Genomic DNA, 17,786 nt, shown 5'->3' with positions numbered 1-17,786 from the left:
TGACTATGCCTGGTCGGGATCGAAATGCTTGCGCAAACCTTGCCAGCACTCGAAATAGTCATTTTGCAGCAGTTCGCCGTTCAAGGCGAATGGCGTGGGCCTGAGGATGGTGCGCGTCTCGAACATGAAGGCCATGGTGTCGGCCACCTTCACGGGCGCGGACGTGTCGCCGTGCGAGGCCTTTTCGAACGTCTGCGCATCGGGGCCATGGCCGGACATGCAGTTGTGCAGGCTGGCGCCGCCCGGCACGAAACCGGTCGCCTTGGCGTCGTACAGGCCGTGGATCAAGCCCATGAATTCGCTGGCCACGTTGCGGTGGAACCACGGCGGGCGGAACGTATGTTCGGCGGCCAGCCAGCGCGGCGGGAAGATGGCGAAGTCGATGGCGCCGAACAGCGGATTTTCGCTCGGTGCCTGCAGCACGAGAAAGATCGACGGGTCCGGATGGTCGTAGCTGATCGAGCCGATGACATTAAAGCGGCGCAAATCGTATTTGTAGGGAGCGTAATTGCCATGCCAGGCCACCACGTCCAGCGGCGAATGGTCGAGGGTCGTGCGCCACAGATGGCCGCCGAACTTGGCCACCAGTTCGCATTCGCCATCGATGTCTTCGTAGGCCGCGTGCGGCGTGAGGAAGTCGCGGGCGTTGGCCAGGCCGTTCGAGCCGATGGGCCCCATGTCGGGCAAGCGGAAGGCCGTGCCGAAGTTTTCGCACACATAGCCGCGCGCCTTGCCGTCCGGCAGGGTCACGCGGAAACGCACGCCGCGGGGAATCACGGCGATTTCCTGCGGTTCCAGCTCGATCAAGCCCAGTTCCGTGGCGATCGCCAGCCGGCCCTCTTGCGGGACGACCAGCAATTCGCCATCGGCCGAGTAAAAGAAACGCTGCATGGAGCGGTTGGCTGCATACACGTGGATGGCGCAGCCGCTCATCGTTTCAGCGCTGCCATTGCCGGCCATCGTCTGCCAGCCGTCGATGAAGTCCGTTGGTGTCGCGCTGTCGGGCAGCGGCAGCGGGTCCCAGCGCAGCTGGTTCGGCGGCGTGGGCGGCATGGCGTGGAAATCGCTGACGATGCGGGCATTTTCCACCAAGGTAAAAGGCGGATGCTGGCTGGCGGGACGGATGCGGTACAGCCACGAGCGCCGGTTCTGCGCGCGCGGCGCCGTAAAGGGCGTGCCCGACAATTGTTCCGCGTACAGGCCCAGCGGCGCCTGCTGCGGCGAATTCTGCCCCTGCGGCAAGGCGCCGGCGATGGCTTCCGTGGCAAATTCGTTGCCGAAGCCGCTCTGGTAGCCGGCGCCTATCATGCGCGCTCCGCCAGGCCATCGGCCGCGTCGCGCAGCAAGCCTTGTACCACGTCGGCCTTGCCGATGGCGCCCATGGCCAGCAAGGCGAAGCGGGCCAGGAACAAGGGCGAGCGCTGTTCGCCCAGGCCGCCCATGGTGTGGCATAGCTCGGTGTAAAGATTGTCCAGTTCGATGTCGGTCATGCTATCTCCTTAATAACTTTTACTGACCCGCTGCGCAAAGTGCCGGGGTCAGACCCGGCGGGGGTGCACGCCCCAATGGGGCGCGTACCGCTCCCGAAGGGACTGACCCCGGATTGAGCCAGCGCTGCCGCCACCTGCCCCGCCCGCACTTGCCGCCAGCGCCCCACTACATGGCCATCCGGACGCACGAGGTAAAAACTGCCAGGCTGCACGTCGAACAGCGAAAATACCTGCGCCGTGTGGTCCCAGGCGCCCTCTTGCGCGCCGCTGCGGGTGATCGCTACGGTACTCAACGGTAATGTATCGCCCAGCACCAGCAGTTCCGCAGGCACGCAGCCATCGTCGCTGAAGTACAGCCCCGTGAAATTGCCATCAGTGCGGTTCACCAAATCGGTAATATACCGCGCTTTTTGCCCGCCGTTGTGCAGCAGCGCCAGCGGACACTCGGGCAGGACCGCGCCCGGCGCGGGACCGGCGGCAAACGTCGCACTATCTGGCGTATTCAAGGCCGACTGCGCATACGCGATGGCGCTGGTCTGGCGCGGGTTGATCAGCGAGCGCACGTGCGCATGCTTGCCCGCCAGGCCCAGTACGGCCGTGCGCATGAGCTCGAAAGCAAACGTGGGCGGCGCCATGAATTCCGTACTTTTTGTGCCGTGGCGCAGGTTTTCATGGGCGGCGTACACGCGCTCGTCCGAATAGCTGTCGAGCAAGGCCTGCGGCGCCTGGCCCTTGACCACGTACGCGAGCTTCCAGGCCAGGTTATCCGCATCGTCGATGCCGGAGTTCGCTCCGCGCACGCCGAAGATGGGCACCAGGTGGGCCGCATCGCCAGCGAACAGCACGGGGCCGTGCCGGTATTTTTCCAGGGTCAGCGCGTTGGCTTTATAGATGGTGATCCACACGGGATGCCACGGCGCGGTTTCTCCCATCATGGCCAGCAGGCTATCGACTCTGGGCGCCACGTTTTCCAGCTGCACGGCCGCCTGCGCATCCTCGTCGTCGCGCAATTGATAGTCGATGCGCCAGATATCGTCGGGCTGCTTGTGAACCAGCACGGTCGAACCTGGATTCGACGGCGGATCGAAATACGCGAGGCGCTCCGTCGGACGGTCGCTTTTCAGGTGGATGTCGACGATCACATAGCGCCCTTCATAGCTGGTGCCCTGCAATTTCAAGCCCAGCGCCTCGCGCACGACGCTGCGCCCGCCATCGGCCGCCACCAGCCAGTCCGTCTCGATCCGATACGTTTCATCGGGCGTGGCCACGGTAACGGTGGCACCATCGGCGCGCCGGTCCACGCCAGTGACCCGCGTTTGCCAGCGGATATCGATCAGCTCCGGCTGGCGTTCGACCGCGTCGAGCAGGAATTGTTCGATATGGTATTGCGCCAGGTTGACCATGGGCGGCAACTTCTGGTTCGCGTCTTGCGGCATCGTGAAATGCAGCACTTCCTCGTCGCGGTAAAAACTGCGTCCACCGGCCCACGGCAAGCCTTTGCTGATAAAGCCGTCGAGCGCGCCCAGGCGTTCGATGATTTCCAGGCTGCGCCGCGAGATGCAGATGGCGCGGCTGCCCGTGCAGACGCCATCGTCGGCCTCGATCAGCATGCAGCGCACGCCGTGGCGGGCCAGGCCCAAGGCCGTGGCAAGGCCCACGGGGCCGCCACCGACGATCAGCACCGGGACGTGCTGCGTGGCGGCACCGGCCGGCTTACTTGGCGGATACACCTTCGGCACATGGGGATAAGGGTGGAACGTGTCGCTCATGATGGTGTCCTCTTCAAGATTGTTCTTTGTTGCCGCCACGGGCGATGGGCAGGGTCAGCACGATGGCAGCACCGGCCACCAGCAGCACGCTGGCATACAGCAAGCCCGTGGCAAAGCTGTGCGTGAAATCCTTCAGCCAGCCCACGACGACGGGATTCAGGGCCGAGCCGATATTGCCCGTGGCATTGATGACGGCGATGCCGATGGCGCGCGCGCCCAGGCTCAGGGCACGGTCCGGCGTGGTCCAGAAGACGGACATGGCCGTGTACGCGCCCGTCGATGCCATGCATACGCCCAGCAGCTGCACGATGGGGTTGGCCGAATACGCCGTGAAGAGCCAGCCGGCGGCCGACAGCAGCATGGGCCAGACGATGTGCCAGCGGCGTTCCTGCAAGCGGTCCGAACGGCGGCCCCACGCAATCATGCCAATGACGGTGCACACTTGCGGAATGGCCGCCAGCAGACCGATCTGCGTGTTGCTGGCATTGCTGTTAAAACTTTTCACGATCAGCGGCGTCCACACGGCCACCATCGCCAAAGTATTCACCAGGCAAAAGTAGGCGACGCCGAATTTCAATACCGTGGGCGACAGCATTTCCGCCATCACCGAGGTGTTGTGCCGGGGAGCGATGTGCACTGCAGCCGGCTTGTGCTCGGCCGCCAGCATGCGCGCCAGCACTTGCTGTTCCAGCTTGCTCAGCCAGTTTGCCTTGTTGGGCGCATCGTCGAGATAGCCATACACTGCCAGGCCCAAGAATACGGATGGCATGCCTTCGAGCAAAAACAACCATTGCCAGCCCTTCAAGCCCCAGTGCCCATCGAGGCCCAGGATCAGGCCCGACAAGGCCGAACCGATGGCGGCCGTCACAGGCATGGCGATCATGAACAAGGCATTGGCGCGTGCCCGGTAGGCGCTGGGAAACCAGTACGTCAGGTACAGCAGCATGCCGGGCAGGAAGCCCGCCTCCGTCACGCCCACCAAAAAGCGCAGCGCGTAGAGGCTGGCCGGGCCGCCGGCGAACAGGGTCGCCGTCGAGGCCAGGCCCCAGGCGATCATCATGCTGCCTATCCATTTACGCGCGCCGATGCGCGCCAGCACGATATTGCTGGGGATGCTGCAAGCGATGTAGGCGATGTAAAACAGGGTGGTGGCAAAGCCGAACTGGGTGCCGGACAGGCCCAGGTCTTGCATCATGGTCAGGCCAGCGAAGCCGATGTTGATGCGGTCAAGAAAGGAAAAAACGAACAGCAGGAATAGAAATCCCAGCAGATGGCGCGATACCTTGCGCATCACCTGCTGTTCCAGTTGGACGGCGACCGCGTCGAGGACGGGCGCCGGGGTGGCGGGGGTGGCCGCTTTGGCGATGGTCATGCTTGTCTCCATAAGGTGTCGCCCTCCCCTTGCTGTTTTTATTGGGTAAGAGCGGCCGAGTGATCCCGGCTTGAAACACAGTATGCAGACGACAACGATGCCGGCTGTCCCCATTTTGGGGACATTTTTCGGCTAAAACAGTCAGAAAGGCGGAGCCATTGCTACGTCCAAGGAACTAGACAGGCGCTGGCGCCATGCACAGGGCGAACAACTGGCGCTGGCTGGAAATGCCCAGGCGTTTATAGGCGCGCTTCTGGTAAGTCGTCACGCTGGACGGTTGCACGCCCATGATCTCGGCGATTTCCACGGCCGTGAGGCCTTCGAGCACGCAGCGCAGCACATCCAGTTCACGCTTGCTCAAGGCGGGGCAATGCTGGCGCAGCCTTGCCAGCATCATGGGCGCGACGCCCTGCGCGGCCTGACCGTTCAGGCTGTAGTGATGCTTGACGGCATGGGCAAACAGCGGCGACAGGGTTTCGATGCCCGCCACTTCGCCGTGCTGGAACTGGCCCTGGCTACTGTCGCGGTAAAAATTGACGGACAGCCAGATATCGCCGGCCGGCTGCAGCAGCAGGGATAGCCGGTCCGAGACATTCGGTTTTTGATAGCAGGCGGCGCGGTAGCCTGGATGGTCGATCTCGTCGCTGGCCTGCTGGTGCAGCACGATGGCGGGATCGATTTTCCGCCCCGGCGCCGGCGCGATCACGCGCTGGTTGCCATCGAGCGCGTAGTAATGGCGCGCGTAGCTGTCGGCAATATCTTGCAGGAAACGTCCACCGCGCCGGTCGGCCACGGCGACAGTCCGGGGCCGGTTGCCGAATTCATAGGCAAAGATCGTGCACTGGGCAATCGGTGCGACCGTGCTGACCGTTTTCAGGATGGCCCCGGCGACGGCATTCACGTCGGCATGGCCGATGGCAGCCATCAACTCCAGGGTACGCCCAAAGTCCAGCTGCCCTTCCGCCTGCCGCCGTTCGACGCGCCAGTAACGCATATCTGCGTCCTTACTGCCCGCGCTGCGGCAAGACCCAGTCCGGCCGGATGTAGTGACAGGTGTAGCCGTGCGGCAAGCGCTGCAGATAATCCTGGTGCTCGGGTTCCGCTTCCCAGAACGGGCCGGCCGGCGCCACTTCCGTCACCACCTTGCCGGGCCACAGGCCGGAAGCGTCGACGTCGCGGATGGTGTCTTCGGCTACCCGTTTTTGCTCGTCGTTCGTGTAATAGATGGCCGAACGGTAGCTCGTGCCGCGGTCGTTGCCCTGGCGGTTTTCCGTGCTGGGGTCGTGGATCTGGAAGAAAAATTCCAGGATCTTGCGGTAGCTGATGGTGATCGGGTCGAAAATGATTTCGATCGCTTCCGCATGCGTGCCGTGGTTGCGGTAGGTGGCGTTGGCCACGTCGCCGCCGCTGTAGCCCACGCGCGTGGCGATCACGCCCGGATAACGGCGCAGCAAGTCCTGCACGCCCCAGAAGCAGCCGCCGGCCAGGATCGCCGTTTCATTGCCTTGTGCATTGTCTTGTGCCATGGTGTCTTTCCCGTTCTAGTCAGAAGCAGCTATCTTACCCTGTCGCGCGACTTTCTTCAGCGGGCCAGCAAGCGCTTGAGCTGCGCCGCCTGGTAGGCGCCGATGGCGTCGTTGAACAGGCAGCGGATCAGCGGGTCGTCGACGATGTCGGCTTCCCCCAGCTCCGCCCGCACTTCGGCATCGAAAGGACCATCGTTGATGCGCATGTACATCGACGTCAGCGATTCACCGAGCACCAGCGCCGCATGGCATTTCACCAGCGGCACTTCCGTCGTCCAGCCGGGCGCCTCGTCCGTCTCCGGCACGAGGTCGATCAAGTCGCCGTGCGTGCGGTAATGGAGCACGGTGGCCGCGCCATCATGGCCATACAGCGACAGCCGCCACAAACGCGGTGCCTGGAAGTAGCTGTCCTCGGGGAGTTCCATGTCGCGGTAGCGTTCAAGCAAACCGTTGCGGCAGAAATCGAGCACCAACGCTGCATCGGCATCGCTCAAGGGTGCGAAACGGCGCGCGATGTCCGCCGTGGCGGGTGGCGGCGCCTCGGGGCGGTAGTCGAAATCCACGTCTTGCAGGCCCACGGGTATCACCCAGGGCAAGGGTTGGGCGCTGCTCACGCCGTGTGCGTCGAGCAGCACGGCCGTCGATGGATCGAGGCGGAAGATGTGCGCCTCGGGCAGCGCGGCGCCAATCTCTTGCGCGAACTGGCGGTAGGTAATCGGGAACATCGCGTGGTTGTACCAGGACCAGTCTTCCTGCACGAACTGGCAAGAGCTGGGCACGATGTACCGGGGCGCCAGCGCGCGCAGCTGCGGCACCCAGTCGTCAGGCAGCTCGACGGGGCCAGGCTGCGCTTGCGACGGCGCGATGACGGCGATCTCGCGCATGGTCTGGAACGGCCACAGCACCATGTCCCACGGCGCAAAGGCGGCCAGCTGTGCCAAAGTCTCGGGGCCGATCCAGGAATCGACGACATTGAGCACGTTCAGCCCGGCCACGCGCACCTGGAACAGCGAGTCGACATCGTCATCGAGCGCGCGGCGCGGAATCACCTCGATGGCGCCCACCTGCACGGGCACGTCCACGTGCAGGCGCTGCACCTGTGTAAAACCGAGCGCGCGCAGCATCGCGAACAGTTCGTCGAAGACGCAGTACAAGTAGATGGGTGTGGCGCGGTCGAGCACATCGAGGCTGTCGAGCGAGCAATGGTCGTCGTGGAAGTGCGAGATGAAGACGGCATCCCAGCGCAGCCGGCGCACGGCGTCCAGGTCGAAGCGCACGGACGGAAACGCATGGCAGTTGCGGCTGAACGGATTTTCGACGATGGGGTCGAAGGCGATGGCCGTGCCGTCGCATTCGAAGACATAGCCGGCGTGCAGGATGCGGGAGATTTTCAGGGGCATGGGAAGCTACAAATCGCAGAACCAGGTTGGGCAGCGCGCATGATAGCTGAAAAGGCTGCCCTGCCCCATGTTGACTTAGTACGGATTATTCAGCACATCCATCGCAAAATACGTAAAAATCATGTCCGCGCCCGCGCGCTTGATGGCGCCCAGGGTTTCCTGCACCACGCGGCGCTCGTCGATGGCGCCGGCCTGTGCGGCGAACTTGATCATCGCATATTCTCCGCTGACCTGGTAGGCGCCGATCGGCAAGCGCGTCACTTCGCGCAGGTCGCGGATGATGTCCAGATACGCGCCGGCCGGTTTGACCATCAGCGCATCGGCGCCTTCGGCTTCGTCGATCAAGGACTCGCGGATCGCTTCGCGGCGGTTCATCGGGTCCATCTGGTAGGTCTTGCGGTCGCCTTTGAGGGTGCTGCCGGCCGCGTCGCGGAACGGGCCGTACAGGCCGGAAGCGAACTTGGTCGAATACGCCATCACGGGCGTGTCATGGAAACCTGCCGCGTCGAGCGCGCTGCGGATGGCCGCCACCTGGCCATCCATGGCGGCCGATGGGGCGATGATGTCGGCGCCCGCTTGGGCCGCGATGACGGCCTGCTTGCCCAGGTTGAGCACCGTGCTGTCATTGTCGACCGTGTCGCCATGCAGGATGCCGCAATGGCCGTGGTCCGTGTATTCGCAGAAGCAGGTGTCGGACATGACCACCATTTCCGGCACGGCGTCCTTGATGATGCGCGACATGCGCGCCACCAGGCCGTCCGGGTTCAGGGTGTCCGTGCCGTGGCTGTCCTTGTGGTGCGAAATGCCGAAGGTCATGACGGAGCGCAGGCCGGCGCGCGCGTAGCGCTCCACTTCCTGCGCCAGCTTCGCTTCGGGAATGCGGCGCACGCCGGGCATGGACTTGATGTCGATGAAATCGCTGCTGCCTTCGTCGACGAAAATCGGCAGGACCAGGTCGCGCGGATTGATCTCGGTTTCGCGGAACAGCTCGCGCAGTTGCGGGGTCGCGCGCAGGCGGCGCATGCGCGAAGTGGGGAATTGTGCTGGCATGGAGTGACTGGCTTCGGGTTAACAACGCCGATAAGTATACGCCGATCGCGCCAGTTGCGCCGGACCGCCCGGCAAAAAAGCCGCGCAGGTCAAGAAACACCGCCCTGCGCCGTCATTGCGCGTGCAGCAGGGCCGTCACTTGCCAGCGCATGTCGGCCGCCAGCTGCACCAGCAAGGCGCCGCGGCGGCGCGCATCGGCCCGTTTCTTCGACGGCACCAGCGCCAGATCCGGCATCCGGCAGGGGCCGCACGGCAGGCGAAAATTGCCGCCGCTGGCGGGCAGCGCATGCAGTTCGCGCCACGCCAGGTCGTAGTCGCACGAGATATGCCGGCGCCGGCGCCAGTTCAGCGCGATGCGGTTGGCGTTGCTGACCAGTTCCAGATGGCCGCAGCCGAACAAGTCGCCCAGGTCGCGCAAGGAGGCCACCATCAGGTTTTTCGGCCGGCAGCCGTGCAGCGCCCGCGTGGCCTGTTTCACCGCCTGCGCGCCGGCGGACGAGCGCAAGCCCTGCAAGGCGCCCAGCTGGATGACGGCGCCGCCAGGCTGGGGGCGGAACAGGAAACTGGTCAGGTACAGCGGCACGCCGTCGCGCGTCAGGCGCAGGCACAGCTCCCCTTCCCGATGGCTGTCGCGGATGGCCGTCAGTTGCAAACGGTAGGTGGCGCCATCCTTGCCCTCGATGGCGGCCAGCACCAGCGCACGGCGCGCGGCGTACTCCACCAGCGGCCGCGCGCCCGCCTGCCACAGGAAGCGGTAATGCCCGCACAGCAGGTCCACCCGCGCCGCGCAGCCGTACTGGCGGCTGGCGTAGGGACGATAAATCTTGTACAGCAGGCTGGGATGGGCTTGCGCCAGCGCCGCCAGGCCCGGCGTCGTGGAAATAAAGGTTTGCCAGCGCGCGCGCTGCACGGGAAAGACGATGGCGCCCAGCGCGGCCTTGATACGGTGGCCATGCTGGCGCAGTGGCGCCGGCTGCGGCGCGGCGTTGTCGCCGGTGGCGGTAAAAGTATGCATGCAAACGGCTCTACTGAAAAAGACGCGGCGGCGGCCGCAGGCAGCCCGGAACAGGCGGCTGCGCGCTGGCAGCCGCTCTACGCCGGGTAGAGCGGATGATAGGGGGAGGTGAAAACGAAGGGGGTTACAAGTTGGTAATGTGCCGGCAAGCGCGCCCTGGCGCCATGCGGTTTACACGGCCGTGGCAGCGGCGCGGGCCACGGGCCGCCGTCCGTAGCGCTGGACAAGCCAGCGACGCGCCGGCACTTCCAGCAGGCGGTAACTGAGGCTGCTGGCAATGATCAGCACGAGACCGAACACGCCGGCCTTGAGCAGCACCGACAACAGGTCGGTGCCGGAAAACGCCAGGCGCAGCGGCTTTTGCAGCAGCGGCGACAGCGGGATGTGCAGCAGGTAGACGGCGTAGGAAATATCGCCCAGAAAAGCCGACACTCTGCCCTCCAGCACGGCCGGCCGCCAGCGCGCGCACAGCCAGATCAGCACAGGCAGCACGCCCATGACGGTGAGCGCCAGCGGCGCCACGTCGCCTGCCCCTCCATGCAGGGCCAGAGCGGCAAAAATGATGCGTCTGGCAACGGAAGCATGACCATGACGACATGCACCCGGCACAGGTCAAAATAGTGCCAAAAAAGCACTATAGTGTCTTTTTTATAATTTACGATTTAATTTGTGATAACTTTAAACTGATCGATGCCGCACGCGAGTCCAGGCGGCGGTAGGGCCGGCCAGCGGCAGCGATACTGGGAAACTAGTGGTGCAGGCGCAATTGCACCCGCAAGCCCGGCGCCGCATCCTCGATCTCCAGGCTGCCGCCATGCAGGGCCGCGATGGCCGCGACGATGGACAGGCCCAGGCCATTGCCGGGCAAGTGACGGCTCTTGTCGAGCCGGTAAAAGCGCTGCGTCAGCTTCGGCAGCTCTTCCGTTGGCACGCCGGGGCCGTTGTCGCGCACGGCCAGCCAGTTGCCATGCGCATCGCTGCCGGCCGACACTTCCACCGTGGCGCCCGGGCCCGCGTACTTGATGGCATTGTCGACCAGGCTGGCCAGCGCGCCGCCCAGCAGATTGCGGTCGCCGCGCGCCGGCACGCCGTCGCCATACATCTGTACCAGCAGCACTCCCTGCTCGTCGGCCGTGGCCTCGTACATTTCCACGATGTCGGCGCCGATCTGATGCAGGTCGATGTCGTCGAAATTCTCGGGGCGCATGCCCGATTCGGCCGCCGCGATCTGCAGCAGCTTGTCGAACACGCGCGTGAGGTCGTCGATGTCGTCGATGGCCGCCTGCGCCGCGCTCTCGTAGCCTGCGACGCCCTGCTGCTGGCGCAGGGCGCCATCGAGCTTGTTGCGGATGCGGCCCAGCGGCGTGCGCAGGTCGTGCGCGATGGCGTTCGACACGTGGCGCACGCCTTCCATCAGGTGTTCGATGCGGTCGAGCATGCGGTTGATGTCGCGGCTCAGCAAGCCGAATTCATCCTCGCTGGAGACGGGAATGCGCCGGCTCAGGTCGCCCGCCTCGATCTCGCCCGCCGTGCGGCGGATCTGCCCGATGCGCGCTTCGAGCTGGCGCCGGAACAGCCAGGCGCCGGCCACCACCAGCAGGATGGCCGCCCCGCCGCCATAGGCCAGCGAGCGCAGTACCAGGGAGCGGATCGACTTGCCCTCTTCCATATCGCGCCCGACGAACAGGCGCGCGCCGCCCGCCAGGTCGCGGATCAGCATGCGCGCGGGCACCCTGCGCCCTTCGCGCGTGACGTCGCGGTGCAGCAAGTGGCCCACGGGGCTGCCCACGTCGGGCCAGGACGACAGATTGCCCGCCACGCGGCGGCCATCGGCGTCCACCAGCAAAAAGATCTCCGTGTCGCTGTCGGTGCGGTCGGTGAGCAGATGGGCGATTTCCGCCGTCGCGCGGCTGCTGCCGCCCTGCTCGTACAGCGCGGCGAGGCGCTCCGAGAGCAGGGTCAGCTTGCGGTCCACGCTGCGATCGAGCACGCCGATGGTGCCGAAATAGAACACGGCGCAGACGATGCTGATCGACACGACCACCAGCACGCCATAGCCAAGCGCCAGGCGGGCCGCGATCGAGCGGTGCAAATTACGCACTGTCGATCACGCCCAGGGTATAGCCGACGCCGCGCACCGTGTGGATCAGCGGCGGTGAAAATTCCTTGTCCACCTTGGTCCGCAAGCGGCTCACCTGCACGTCGATGACGTTCGTCTGCGGGTCGAAATGGTAATCCCACACGGCTTCGAGCAGCATGGCGCGCGTGACGGACTGGCCCTGGTGGCGCATCAGGTATTCGAGCAAACGAAATTCGCGCGGCTGCAGGGCGATCTGGCGGTTGGCGCGCGTCACGCGCATGGTGCGCATGTCGAGCACCAGGTCGGCCACCTGCAGCTGCGTCGATTCGGGCACGGGCGCGGCGCGCCGCAGCAGCGCTTCGATGCGCGCCAGCAGTTCATCGATGGCGAACGGTTTCGACAGGTAATCGTCGCCGCCGCTGCGCAGGCCGCGCACGCGCTCGTCGACGCTGGACAGGGCCGACAGCACCAGCACGGGCGTGTTGCGGCCCATGCCGCGCAGGCGCGCGACGATGGCCAGGCCGTCAATCTCGCCGGGCAGCAGGCGGTCGAGCACCAGCGCATCCCAGTCTTCGCCGCAAGCCAGGCGCATGCCGTCGATGCCATTGTCGCAGGCGGTGACGTCGTGGCCCGCCTCGCGCAGGCCGGCACAGATATAGCGGGAAGTTTCGGCTTCGTCTTCGATGACCAGGCAGCGCACGGAGAATTCCTTGTAAAGATCAGGCAGCAAATAGGCGCAGCATACGCCAGGCGCGCGCCACTTGCCAGCCCCGCCGCGTGCGACGCGCGATCACAGGGTCGGGTACAATACAGCCTCGACAATGTTTGGCCGCGCCCGCGCGCGCATTTTTTATCGGCGCCTCCCGGCTTGCCGCGGCCTGCAAACCATCACTGCCACTAACGAACATCAGGCGCGCCTGGCGCGCGCCACAAACCGATACAGCCATGAAATCGACCCACTCTCTCGCACTGGCGCTGGCCATGGCCATCAGCTGCGGCGGTGCCGCCGCCGCAGACACCAAGCAAAGCATGCTGTTCGATGAAATCCCCATCGGCAGCTGGAGCACTTCCGCCGAACTGGGCGCCATCACCACCTCGGGCAACACGGTCGGCACTTCCGTCACGGGCAAGATCGACGCGCGCCAGGAGCTCGATGACTGGAGCAACCAGTACATCTTCAGCGGCTATTTCAAGGAAGACGAAACAACGAACGACGATGGCGAAAAAGTGCGCGAACGCTCGGCCGAACGCTTTTCCGCCTCCGCAAAGGCGGCGTACAAGCTGATGGCCGACCATGAAAAGCTGTTCGTGCTGGCTTCGCACGTGAACGACAAGTTCGGCGCCTACACCAAGTACTCGACCCTGGCCGTCGGTCATGGCTCGCGCTGGTACCAGTCGACAGACAAAAGCGTCGACGTGGAAATCGGTCCTGGCTATTTCAGCGGTACCAACGACGCGGGCGAATCGGAACACGGCCTGACGGTGCGCGGCGCGGCCGCCATGAAGTGGAAGATCAGCCAGTCGGCCATGTTCACGCAGACGGTCAGCGTGGAACGGGGCACCTCGAACACCCACTCGATCGCCGAAACCGCCCTCAGCACGAAAATCAACGGCACCATGCAGATGAAAGCCGCCTTCAGCGCCCGCAACGACACGCGCGTGCCGGACGACAAGAAGAACACGGATACGCAAACCTCGCTGACCCTGGTCTACTCGTTCTGACATGCGGGCCACGCTGATGCGGCGCCTGCGCCTTGGCGCCCTGCTGTGCGCCGCGGCGCTGCTGAGCGGCTGCGCCGCCGTCACCGTCAGCTCCATTTCACCGGCCGACTACCTGCAGCAGCGGCGCGGCGACATTCTCGCCACGGGCAAACTCAGCGCCTCGGCCAGCGAGGTGCTGCGCATCATCGGCAGCGACATCGCCGCCTGCGAAGCCAATACGGGCAGCTGCCGCGCCGACCTGGCCCGTTCCGAGCTGCTGAGCGACGAGCAGCGCCTGGCGACGCTATCGGAATTGTGGCTGGAAAGCGCGCTGGCGGAAGAAAAACAGGGCGGCCACCCGAGCGCCGAAACGCTGGCCGCCTGGCTCGAATCGGCCCGCTACGCGTATGCCTACCTGTTCTACACGACGCGCACGCCGGGCCAGCGCGCCTTCGAAGAACGGCAGACGCAAATCCGCGACTACTATAACTATGCCGTGCAAAAGGCCGTCGGCAACCTGTTCCGCCACCGCGGCGAATACCGCCCCGACGGCAATGTGATCCGCGTCGCCGGCTGGCAGATCGACAGCGAATTGTCTGCCCTGCGCCTGCCCGATGACGGCACCCTGCCCGACGAACTGCTGCCGGCCACCTCGCTGTCGTTTTCCGGCCTGCGCAATGTGTACCGGCGCGACGGCTTCGGCGCCGACCTGGTGGCCGTCATGCCCAAGCCCCGGGCGTCGAAAGGCGAGTACGTGCCGTACCAGGAAACACGTTTTCCCGTCGTCACGGCGCTGATCCGCTTCGACGGCAACAGCCTGCAGGAGGTACTGGCCACGCAGCAACTGCTGGTGATGCTGGTCGACCCGACGCGCAGCGAATCGACGCGCATGGCGGGCCAGGAACTGCCCGTGGCGGCCAATTTCACGGCCGGCTACGGCCTGTGTCTGGCCCGTTCCGGCTTTGGCGTGCAGGCGCTGCGTACCCTGTTCGGCAGCGCCGACGGCATTTCGCGCCCGCAGGTGCACCTGATGCAGCCCTATGACCCGAACAAGCGCACCATCGTCATGCTGCACGGCCTGGCCAGCAGCCCGGAAGCGTGGATCAACGTGGCGAATGAACTGATGGGCGACGAGCAGCTGCGCCGCCGCTACCAGATCTGGCAGGTGTACTACCCGAGCAATGCGCCGCTGGCGGCCAACAACGCCGCCATCCGCAAGGCGCTGAACGCGACCCTGACGCAGTTCGACCCTGCCGCCAAGGCCGACGCGGCCAACGACATGGTCTTGATCGGCCACAGCATGGGTGGCGTACTGGCGCGCCTGATGGTCTCCGATGCCAGCAACACGCTGCTCGACGCCATCACGGAAGAATACAATTTGAAGGGCAAGAAGGCGGAAAAAGTGCGCGTGGGACTGGCGCCCTACCTGAATTTCACGGCCATGCCGCAGGTGAACCGCGCCATCTTCATCGCCGCGCCGCATCGCGGCACTTCGTTCGCCAACCACAAGGTGGCGCGCTGGATCGCCAACCTCGTCACGCTGCCCATCACCATGCTCGACCAGTTGTCGGACGCCGCCGGCAGCCTGGCGCAGCTCGACACGGGCAGCAGCGAACCGCTGCGCATCCCCAACAGCATCGACAACCTCAGCGACAAGGACCCGTTCGTGCGCCTGGTAGCCGACCTGCCCATCAGCCCGAACGTGCGCTACTACTCCATCATGGGCAACGACACGCCGGACCTGCCGCTTGCGGAATCGAGCGACGGCGTCGTGCCCTACGCCAGCGCCCACCTCGACGGCGCACAGTCGGAAAAAGTCATCCCTTCGTGGCACAGCGTGCAGGAAAGCCCGCAGGCGATTCTGGAGATACGGCGGATTTTGCGCATGCCTGATACCCTGCCCTGAGGCACTTGGCATTCTTCGCGCATGGATTATCGCTGGATAAGAAAGTTACAGCGCATGATAAAGTTGCGAAACATGAGAATCTTGTATATGATGTTCTTTACTGCGCTACTGCAAAGGAATGATCATGACAGTGCATCTGCATCACGATACTCTGGCGCCCGAGCTTCAGGCATTAACGGATAGCGACCTGCGGGTGGTGGAACAATTCTCGCGCCTCGTGACCGCACAGCTCGACATACTGGCACAAGGACCCGAGCGCCTGCGCCTGATCGACCTGGCCACGCGCGCGCTCCAAGAGGCGCGCGCCTCTTTGGTCACCCCGCCGCCGCTCCCGCCGGTCCAGCTTCCCGTGTCAAAACTCAAGGTGTCCGATGTGATCGGACAAGGATGGGTGGAACTGTCGCAGGCGTCGCTGTATCGCGCGGTGGAAAGCCAGCGGTTTTATTGCGTGACACCCAAGGGGCGTAGTATCGGCAAGGAATTTCCGGCGTGGCAATTTATCCAGCCCGTGCCGGAACTGATCGCACCGGTACTGGCGATCCTTGCCGGCCAGCCCAGCAGTGAAATCCATGCCTTCTGGATCAGCAGTGCAGACGAACTCAACGAACTGTCGCCAGCAGAGATGCTTGCAGGCAAATCGTTCGAGACGCGGACCGAGGTCCATCCCAGCCAGCAGGCGCAGCTGGACCTGCCGGCAAGCGAGAGATTGCGCAAGGTGCTTGCGGCAGCGAAGTGGCAGCATAGGGGCATGGCCGACATCACGGGCTAGCCTTGCATGAAACTTGAACTGGAAGAAACACCGATTCCACCTGAAATGGCCACGCGCCTGCCGGCGCTGGCATCGCTGCGCGCTGAATTATTGCGCAATGTCGTCACTTTTCCAGCCGGCCAGGCCCTGGTACGCGCAGCGTGGAACGTGGCATCCATCTGGCCGGCGAAGGTCGAACGGACCTGCCGCTTCGGCCCGCCTGCCGAGCTGGCCAACGCCAACGGCTTCCCCTATCACTGGGTATAATATTGCGGAAGATACCTGCACTGCTGCCTGGGAAGCGCAGCTTTGCCGCAATGACGTCACACGCCCCGGCACTTTTTATATCGCGCACGCTGCGCAACAAGCGCTGATCCCAACCTTGTCCTTCAGCGCCCCGCTGCAATTGTTCGACCTGACCGGGATGGCCGCCAGCCGGCTGGGCATTTATGATCAATCGCACAGCCCCGATCACGGCTGGTGCCAATGGCTTGGCTGGCAGCTTGACCAGATCATTGCGCAGGAAAATAGTCCGGTTCACGGCTTCGTGTATCCGTCGCGCCGCCAGCCCGGCAAACTGGCTTATGCGATATCGTCCCGCCATATGACAGCACTGGAAACCAACATGGCATGCTCACACATGCAATTCGGCGCCACTGAAGCATATGCACGCTTGCTCGCCGATCGCCTGCGCGCGGATCCGCCCTGACCTGAGATTCCCTACACCGGCTCGCGCCACTTGTCCTTGATCTCCAGCATGGCCGGCAGCTGCTCGATGAACAGCGCCAGCAAGTCAGGGTCGAAGTGCGTGCCGCTGTCGCGCTGCATGGTGGCGATGGCTTCGTCGATCGTCCAGGCGCGCTTGTACGGGCGCTCGCTGGTAAGGGCGTCGAAGACGTCGGCGATGGCGACGATGCGGCCTTCATGCGGGATTTCCTCCCCCTTCAAACCTTGCGGATAGCCGCTGCCATCCCATTTTTCGTGGTGCGTCAGGGCGATGGTGCGCGCCATTTTCAGCAAGCCGCTCGCGTGCTCGCCGATGATGGCCGCGCCGATTTCCGCGTGGCGGCGCATGACTTGCCATTCGTCCGCATCAAGCTTTCCTGGCTTTTGCAGGATGGCGTCGGGGATGCCGATCTTGCCCACGTCGTGCATGGGCGCCGCATTGAGCAGGTCTTCCGCCCTGCCCGCCCTGTAGCCGGCCGCCAGCGCCAGCTGGCGCGCGTAATAGCTCATGCGGATGACGTGCATGCCCGTCTCGTTATCCTTGTATTCGGCCGCCTGGCCCAGGGTCTGGATCACCTGCAGGCGCGAGCGGCGCAATTCCTCGGCGTCGACCAGCGACAGATGCGTACGCACGCGGGCACGCACGATGGGTGGGCTGACCGGCTTGGTGATGTAATCGACGGCGCCCGCATCAAAGCCGTCCGCCTCGTCCTTCACGTCGCACAGGGCGGTGACGAAAATGACGGGAATGGGCGCGGTGGCCGGCATGGCTTTGAGCTGGCGGCACACTTCATAGCCCGTCATGGCGGGCATCATGATGTCGAGCAAGATCAGTTCGACGGGGTTGTTCTGCGCCAGCTCCAGCGCCTTCTCGCCATCCTTGGCGTACAGCAGGCGGTAATCGTCCTGCAGGATCTGGCGCAGCACCTGCAGATTCGTCGCTTCGTCGTCGACCAGCAGCAGGATCGGTTTGTCTTCGTGTAAGGTCATCGTAAGCCCAATA

18 protein-coding genes are annotated in these 17,786 nt (G+C 64.4%); 5 read left to right on the top strand and 13 right to left on the bottom strand.

Features of this window, described 5'->3' with window-relative positions; genetic code table 11:
- Nucleotides 1-3: 3 nt before the first annotated feature.
- The 12 genes from hmgA to ACQ4WO_RS11300 form a co-directional block, all read right to left on the bottom strand.
- Nucleotides 4-1,308: a homogentisate 1,2-dioxygenase gene (gene hmgA / locus ACQ4WO_RS11355; protein ID WP_436481509.1), complete on the bottom strand. Its 1,305-nt coding sequence runs from the start codon at nt 1,306-1,308 to the stop codon at nt 4-6.
- Nucleotides 1,305-1,490 (bottom strand): DUF2783 domain-containing protein, encoded by a 186-nt coding sequence (locus ACQ4WO_RS11350; protein WP_034755818.1) that lies wholly within the window; start codon nt 1,488-1,490, stop codon nt 1,305-1,307. The genes hmgA and ACQ4WO_RS11350 overlap by 4 nt, the downstream gene beginning before the upstream one ends.
- On the bottom strand, nt 1,487-3,259 hold the full coding sequence (locus ACQ4WO_RS11345; protein ID WP_436481508.1) for an FAD-dependent oxidoreductase: 1,773 nt from the start codon (nt 3,257-3,259) through the stop codon (nt 1,487-1,489). Before ACQ4WO_RS11345 ends, ACQ4WO_RS11350 begins: the two co-directional genes overlap by 4 nt.
- Nucleotides 3,260-3,272: 13 nt before the next feature.
- Nucleotides 3,273-4,631: an MFS transporter gene (locus ACQ4WO_RS11340; protein ID WP_436481507.1), complete on the bottom strand. Its 1,359-nt coding sequence runs from the start codon at nt 4,629-4,631 to the stop codon at nt 3,273-3,275.
- Between the two features lie 175 nt (nt 4,632-4,806).
- A complete protein-coding gene (locus ACQ4WO_RS11335; RefSeq protein WP_436481506.1) occupies nt 4,807-5,625 on the bottom strand; it encodes a helix-turn-helix domain-containing protein in 819 nt (272 codons plus the stop codon).
- A gap of 10 nt (nt 5,626-5,635) precedes the next feature.
- The gene (gene msrA, locus ACQ4WO_RS11330) at nt 5,636-6,157 is read right to left on the bottom strand and encodes a peptide-methionine (S)-S-oxide reductase MsrA (RefSeq protein ID WP_436481505.1); all 522 of its coding nucleotides are present in this window, start codon (nt 6,155-6,157) and stop codon (nt 5,636-5,638) included.
- Between the two features lie 56 nt (nt 6,158-6,213).
- Nucleotides 6,214-7,557, bottom strand: coding sequence for an MBL fold metallo-hydrolase (locus tag ACQ4WO_RS11325; RefSeq protein ID WP_436481504.1), 1,344 nt, complete (start codon nt 7,555-7,557; stop codon nt 6,214-6,216).
- Nucleotides 7,558-7,632: 75 nt separating this feature from the next.
- Nucleotides 7,633-8,607: a porphobilinogen synthase gene (hemB, locus tag ACQ4WO_RS11320; RefSeq protein ID WP_100873238.1), complete on the bottom strand. Its 975-nt coding sequence runs from the start codon at nt 8,605-8,607 to the stop codon at nt 7,633-7,635.
- A gap of 112 nt (nt 8,608-8,719) precedes the next feature.
- Nucleotides 8,720-9,622 (bottom strand): DUF535 family protein, encoded by a 903-nt coding sequence (locus ACQ4WO_RS11315; RefSeq protein WP_436481502.1) that lies wholly within the window; start codon nt 9,620-9,622, stop codon nt 8,720-8,722.
- Nucleotides 9,623-9,793: 171 nt separating this feature from the next.
- Nucleotides 9,794-10,144 carry an acyltransferase gene (locus ACQ4WO_RS11310; protein WP_436481501.1) on the bottom strand — a complete coding sequence of 117 codons (351 nt, stop codon included), beginning with the start codon at nt 10,142-10,144 and terminating at the stop codon, nt 9,794-9,796.
- A gap of 226 nt (nt 10,145-10,370) precedes the next feature.
- Complete coding sequence (locus ACQ4WO_RS11305; protein ID WP_436481499.1) at nt 10,371-11,723, bottom strand: sensor histidine kinase; 1,353 nt, start codon at nt 11,721-11,723, stop codon at nt 10,371-10,373.
- Nucleotides 11,716-12,402: a winged helix-turn-helix domain-containing protein gene (locus tag ACQ4WO_RS11300; RefSeq protein WP_034755791.1), complete on the bottom strand. Its 687-nt coding sequence runs from the start codon at nt 12,400-12,402 to the stop codon at nt 11,716-11,718. Before ACQ4WO_RS11300 ends, ACQ4WO_RS11305 begins: the two co-directional genes overlap by 8 nt.
- 245 nt (nt 12,403-12,647) lie before the next feature.
- Here ACQ4WO_RS11300 and ACQ4WO_RS11295 point away from each other — a divergent pair, with 245 nt between their 5' ends.
- From ACQ4WO_RS11295 to ACQ4WO_RS11275, 5 genes are all read left to right on the top strand, one after another.
- Nucleotides 12,648-13,424, top strand: coding sequence for a DUF481 domain-containing protein (locus ACQ4WO_RS11295; RefSeq protein WP_230518518.1), 777 nt, complete (start codon nt 12,648-12,650; stop codon nt 13,422-13,424).
- Nucleotide 13,425: 1 nt separating this feature from the next.
- The gene (locus ACQ4WO_RS11290) at nt 13,426-15,309 is read left to right on the top strand and encodes an esterase/lipase family protein (RefSeq protein ID WP_436481498.1); all 1,884 of its coding nucleotides are present in this window, start codon (nt 13,426-13,428) and stop codon (nt 15,307-15,309) included.
- A gap of 124 nt (nt 15,310-15,433) precedes the next feature.
- Entirely contained in the window at nt 15,434-16,078 is a 645-nt protein-coding gene (locus tag ACQ4WO_RS11285; protein ID WP_436481497.1) for a hypothetical protein, read from the top strand.
- Between the two features lie 6 nt (nt 16,079-16,084).
- Nucleotides 16,085-16,324: a hypothetical protein gene (locus ACQ4WO_RS11280; protein WP_436481496.1), complete on the top strand. Its 240-nt coding sequence runs from the start codon at nt 16,085-16,087 to the stop codon at nt 16,322-16,324.
- Between the two features lie 115 nt (nt 16,325-16,439).
- Nucleotides 16,440-16,766: an RES family NAD+ phosphorylase gene (locus tag ACQ4WO_RS11275; protein ID WP_436481495.1), complete on the top strand. Its 327-nt coding sequence runs from the start codon at nt 16,440-16,442 to the stop codon at nt 16,764-16,766.
- An 11-nt stretch (nt 16,767-16,777) separates the two neighbouring features.
- Here the strand turns inward: ACQ4WO_RS11275 and ACQ4WO_RS11270 are convergent, their stop codons facing one another.
- Nucleotides 16,778-17,773, bottom strand: coding sequence for a response regulator (locus ACQ4WO_RS11270; protein ID WP_436481494.1), 996 nt, complete (start codon nt 17,771-17,773; stop codon nt 16,778-16,780).
- Nucleotides 17,774-17,786 lie beyond the last annotated feature (13 nt).

This window comes from Janthinobacterium aestuarii, assembly GCF_051380835.1.
GTDB lineage: Bacteria > Pseudomonadota > Gammaproteobacteria > Burkholderiales > Burkholderiaceae_D > Janthinobacterium > Janthinobacterium aestuarii.
This window is presented reverse-complemented; position numbering and strand designations above follow the sequence as displayed.